The organism is Pseudomonas sp. (assembly GCF_050739995.1).
GTDB lineage: Bacteria > Pseudomonadota > Gammaproteobacteria > Pseudomonadales > Pseudomonadaceae > Aquipseudomonas.
On sequence record NZ_JBOICG010000527.1, the window covers coordinates 1 to 4462 of the forward strand.

Consider the following 4462-nt stretch of genomic DNA (forward strand, 5'->3'; position numbering starts at 1 on the left):
ACATTAGATCGCGGTCTAAATGTGGGAGCGGGCTTGCTCGCGAAAGCGGTCTAACAGCCATCCCTTTACCCAAGGTAATCGAGAACCCCATGCCTCAACCGCGTCCCTACAAAGTTGCACTCAACGGCTACGGCCGCATTGGTCGTTGCGTCTTGCGTGCTCTGTTCGAGCGAGGGGCGGCGGCCGGGTTTGAGATTGTCGCGATCAACGATCTGGCCGACATGGCCAGCATCGAATACCTGACACGCTTTGACTCCACCCACGGTCGCTTTCCCGGTGAAGTGCGGGTCGACGGCGATTGTCTGCATATCAATGGCAACTGCGTGAAAGTGCTGCGCAGTGCCACTCCCGAGGGCATCGACTGGGCGGCGCTGGACGTCGACCTGGTGTTGGAATGCTCCGGTGTTTATCACACCCGTGCCGATGGCCAGCGTTTTCTCGACGCCGGTGCACCCCGTGTGCTGTTTTCCCAGCCGATGGCCAGCGACGCGGACGTCGACGCCACCATCGTCTATGGCATCAACCAGGATTGCCTGACGGGCGATGAGCTGCTGGTGTCGAATGCTTCCTGTACCACCAACTGCAGCGTGCCGTTGTTGCGCCTCTTGGATCAGGCGATCGGCCTGGATTACGTGTCGATCACCACGATTCACTCGGCGATGAACGACCAGCCGGTGATCGACGCCTATCACCACGAAGACTTGCGCCGCACGCGTTCGGCGTTCCAGTCGGTGATTCCGGTGTCCACCGGTTTGGCCCGCGGTATCGAACGCCTTTTGCCGGAACTTGCCGGGCGAATCCAGGCCAAAGCCGTACGGGTGCCGACGGTGAACGTGTCCTGTTTGGACATTACCATGCAGACCGTCAGCGATACCGATGCGACGGAGGTCAACCGGATCCTGCGCGACGCCGCCACCAGCGGCCCGCTCAAGGGCCTTTTGGCCTATACCGAATTGCCCCACGCCAGTTGTGATTTCAACCATGACCCGCATTCGGCGATTGTCGATGCCAGCCAGACCCGCGTTTCCGGCCCTAGGCTGGTGAACATCCTGGCCTGGTTCGACAACGAATGGGGCTTTGCCAACCGCATGCTGGATGTTGCCGAACACTATCTGCACATCGCTTCTAAACAACCTCAACAGTAATTCAGGAACTGCGACCCATGACCGTGTTGAAGATGACCGACCTCGATCTGCAAGGTAAGCGCGTACTGATCCGCGAAGACCTCAACGTCCCAGTCAAGGACGGTGTTGTCACCAGCGATGCGCGAATCCTGGCCTCGCTGCCGACCATCAAGCTGGCCCTGGAAAAAGGCGCGGCCGTGATGGTCTGCTCCCACCTGGGTCGCCCGACCGAAGGTGAGTTCTCCGCCGAAAACAGCCTCAAGCCTGTAGCCGGTTACCTCAGCAAAGCCCTGGGTCGTGACGTGCCGCTGGTGGCTGACTACCTGAACGGCGTCGACGTGAAAGCCGGCGATATCGTGCTGTTCGAAAACGTGCGCTTCAATAAAGGCGAGAAAAAGAACAGCGACGAACTGGCCCAGCAATACGCTGCCCTGTGCGACGTGTTCGTAATGGACGCCTTCGGCACCGCGCACCGCGCTGAAGGTTCGACCCACGGCGTGGCCAAGTTCGCCAAGGTCGCGGCGGCTGGCCCGTTGCTGGCTGCTGAACTGGATGCACTGGGCAAGGCGTTGGGCGCTCCGGCCCAGCCAATGGCCGCCATCGTGGCCGGCTCCAAGGTGTCGACCAAGCTGGACGTGCTCAACAGCCTGAGCCAGATCTGCAATCAACTGATCGTCGGCGGCGGCATCGCCAACACGTTCCTGGCTGCTGCCGGTCATCCAGTGGGCAAGTCGCTGTATGAGCCGGACTTGCTCGACACCGCCCGCGCCATCGCTGCCAAGGTCAGCGTGCCGTTGCCGGTCGACGTAGTGGTTGCCAAGGAATTTGCCGAAAGCGCTGCTGCCACCGTCAAGCTGATCGCTGACGTGGCCGACGACGACATGATCCTGGATATCGGTCCGCAAACCGCTGCCAACTTCGCCGAACTGCTGAAAGCGTCCCAGACCATTCTGTGGAACGGCCCGGTCGGCGTGTTTGAGTTCGACCAGTTTGGCAACGGTACCAAGGTGCTGGCCAAGGCGATTGCCGAGAGCGCGGCGTTCTCCATCGCCGGCGGCGGCGACACCCTGGCGGCCATCGATAAATATGGCGTTGCTGATCAGATCTCCTACATTTCTACCGGTGGTGGCGCGTTCCTCGAATTCGTCGAGGGTAAAGTGCTGCCGGCCGTTGAAGTGCTGGAAACCCGAGCCAAAGGTTAAAGCGCGTGATCCGGAAAAGGAGCCTTCCCATGATCAAGTCGTTGGCATTGGTGATCGCTGCGAGCCTGTTGGCCGGCTGCGGCAGCACCTCTCGTGTGGCGCCCGAGGCGGATAAAGCCGATGCGCCGCATAAACACAGCTGCTACCAGGCAGACTGGCAAGCCGAAACCATGCCGGTGATCAACAAGCGCATCGGCAACGAGCGGCTGGAGAAATACGACGCCGCGCCCAACGGTCAGGAACAGGGTTGCCCTTGATGGGTCTGATCAACTAACCGACAGCAGTGGCGGCCCCTGGGTCGCCGTTCGAGGATTGGCAATGAAAGGCGTATTCGCCCTGACGGCACTGGCCCTGTTGGCTGGTTGCAGCAGCATGAACATGTTCAACAAGGCAGAGCCGGCCGACAAGTGGACCACCTGGACCTGCGACAGCAAGGCCGAGGTCAACTGGCGTTTTGCCAATGCAGCCCGCAGCGAAGTGGATGTACGCCTGGGTGGTTCCGACCAGGTTTACCGCCTCAAACAAGAGGTTGCCGCCTCGGGTGTGCTGTACAGCGACGGGCAGTTGGCCTTTCACACAAAAGGTGAGGAAGGCCTGGTTTACTGGGTCGCCACCGATGATTTGATTGGACGAGGCTGCAAAGCCCAATAGTGAGATCGCTGAAGATCAAATGTGGGAGCGGGCTTGCCCGCGAAAGCGGTGGGTCAGTTGGCGAATTCGGTGACGGGTGTACTGCCATCGCAGGCAAGCCAGCTCCCACATGGATTCGGTTCCATACTGGAATTGGAGTCGGGCTCATCAGCAATAACGATTCAGCAGGCCAGATGCACTAACCCTGGCCTGCAATAACTTGAATAGCAGCCGCCGCTACGGCAGGCTTGCACGATTAACGACCCTCGATCGGGAGAGACAACACAATGGCACTTATCAGCATGCGTCAAATGCTGGACCATGCAGCCGAGTTCGGCTACGGCGTCCCAGCCTTTAACGTCAACAACCTTGAGCAGATGCGCGCCATCATGGAAGCCGCTGACAAGACTGACTCCCCGGTGATCGTCCAGGCTTCGGCCGGTGCCCGCAAATACGCTGGTGCGCCGTTCCTGCGTCACCTGATCCTCGCCGCGATCGAAGAATTCCCGCACATCCCGGTGTGCATGCACCAGGACCACGGCACCAGCCCTGACGTGTGCCAGCGCTCCATCCAGCTGGGCTTCAGCTCGGTGATGATGGACGGCTCCCTCGGCGAAGACGGCAAGACCCCGACCGACTACGAGTACAACGTACGCGTCACCCAACAAACCGTCGCCATGGCTCACGCCTGTGGTGTTTCGGTTGAAGGCGAGCTGGGTTGCCTGGGTTCCCTGGAAACCGGCATGGCCGGCGAAGAAGACGGCATCGGTGCCGAAGGCGTGCTGGATCACAGCCAGATGCTGACCGACCCGGAAGAAGCCGCCGACTTCGTGAAAAAGACCCAGGTCGACGCCCTGGCCATCGCCATCGGCACCAGCCACGGCGCCTACAAGTTCACCAAGCCGCCGACCGGCGACGTGCTGGCCATTGACCGCATCAAGGAAATCCACAAACGCATCCCCAACACCCACCTTGTGATGCACGGTTCTTCCTCGGTGCCGCAAGAGTGGCTGGCGATCATCAACCAGTACGGCGGCGACATCAAAGAAACCTACGGCGTACCGGTTGAAGAAATCGTCGAAGGCATCAAGTACGGCGTGCGCAAGGTCAACATCGACACCGACCTGCGTCTGGCGTCCACCGGTGCGATGCGTCGCCTGATGGCCACCAACCCGAGCGAATTCGACCCGCGTAAGTTCTTCGGCGCCACCGTGACTGCGATGCGTGATGTGTGTATCGCACGTTATGAAGCGTTTGGTACTGCCGGTAATGCTTCGAAGATCAAGCCGATCTCCCTGGAAGCGATGTACCAGCGTTACCTGAAAGGTGAGTTGAACGCTAAGGTGAACTGAGCCTCAGGCGTTTAAAAGGAAGCCCGCAGCGATGCGGGCTTTTTTTCGACTGAAATTCGACGCAAGCAAACAGTTTATTCGTGATCAATATCCAACTTGGCAAACGTCACCCGCGCCCCTTCCTTGCTATCCCCGCTGTTGTCCTGCACATACA

Annotated in this window: 5 protein-coding genes and 1 pseudogene; 5 read left to right on the plus strand and 1 reads right to left on the minus strand. The window is 59.8% G+C overall.

Translation table 11 applies throughout. From position 1 onward, the window contains the following. Positions 1-89 precede the first annotated feature (89 nt). The 5 genes from epd to fba all read left to right on the plus strand — a co-directional run bounded on the left by epd (position 90) and on the right by fba (position 4308). The gene (epd, locus tag ACRESD_RS17155) at positions 90-1145 is read left to right on the plus strand and encodes an erythrose-4-phosphate dehydrogenase (protein WP_431752008.1); all 1056 of its coding nucleotides are present in this window, start codon (positions 90-92) and stop codon (positions 1143-1145) included. A gap of 17 nt (positions 1146-1162) precedes the next feature. Beyond that, positions 1163-2326 carry a phosphoglycerate kinase gene (locus tag ACRESD_RS17160; protein WP_431752009.1) on the plus strand — a complete coding sequence of 388 codons (1164 nt, stop codon included), beginning with the start codon at positions 1163-1165 and terminating at the stop codon, positions 2324-2326. A gap of 29 nt (positions 2327-2355) precedes the next feature. Then, positions 2356-2583 (plus strand): hypothetical protein, encoded by a 228-nt coding sequence (locus ACRESD_RS17165; RefSeq protein ID WP_431752010.1) that lies wholly within the window; start codon positions 2356-2358, stop codon positions 2581-2583. Between the two features lie 61 nt (positions 2584-2644). Continuing rightward, entirely contained in the window at positions 2645-2977 is a 333-nt protein-coding gene (locus tag ACRESD_RS17170; protein WP_431752011.1) for an MliC family protein, read from the plus strand. Between the two features lie 266 nt (positions 2978-3243). After that, positions 3244-4308: a class II fructose-bisphosphate aldolase gene (fba, locus tag ACRESD_RS17175; protein WP_003177554.1), complete on the plus strand. Its 1065-nt coding sequence runs from the start codon at positions 3244-3246 to the stop codon at positions 4306-4308. A 74-nt stretch (positions 4309-4382) separates the two neighbouring features. On the opposite strand, the pseudogene ACRESD_RS17180 reads toward fba, so the two are convergent. Continuing rightward, positions 4383-4462, minus strand: a pseudogene (locus ACRESD_RS17180) (polysaccharide lyase family 7 protein); the annotation flags it as partial.

Excerpts from the sequence above, each read along its gene's own strand:
- ACRESD_RS17160 (WP_431752009.1), top strand. The coding sequence starts at position 1,163 with ATGACCGTGTTGAAGATGACCGACCTCGATCTGCAAGGTAAGCGCGTA.
- ACRESD_RS17170 (WP_431752011.1), top strand. The coding sequence starts at position 2,645 with ATGAAAGGCGTATTCGCCCTGACGGCACTGGCCCTGTTGGCTGGTTGC.
- epd (WP_431752008.1), top strand. The coding sequence starts at position 90 with ATGCCTCAACCGCGTCCCTACAAAGTTGCACTCAACGGCTACGGCCGC.
- ACRESD_RS17165 (WP_431752010.1), top strand. The coding sequence starts at position 2,356 with ATGATCAAGTCGTTGGCATTGGTGATCGCTGCGAGCCTGTTGGCCGGC.
- fba (WP_003177554.1), top strand. The coding sequence starts at position 3,244 with ATGGCACTTATCAGCATGCGTCAAATGCTGGACCATGCAGCCGAGTTC.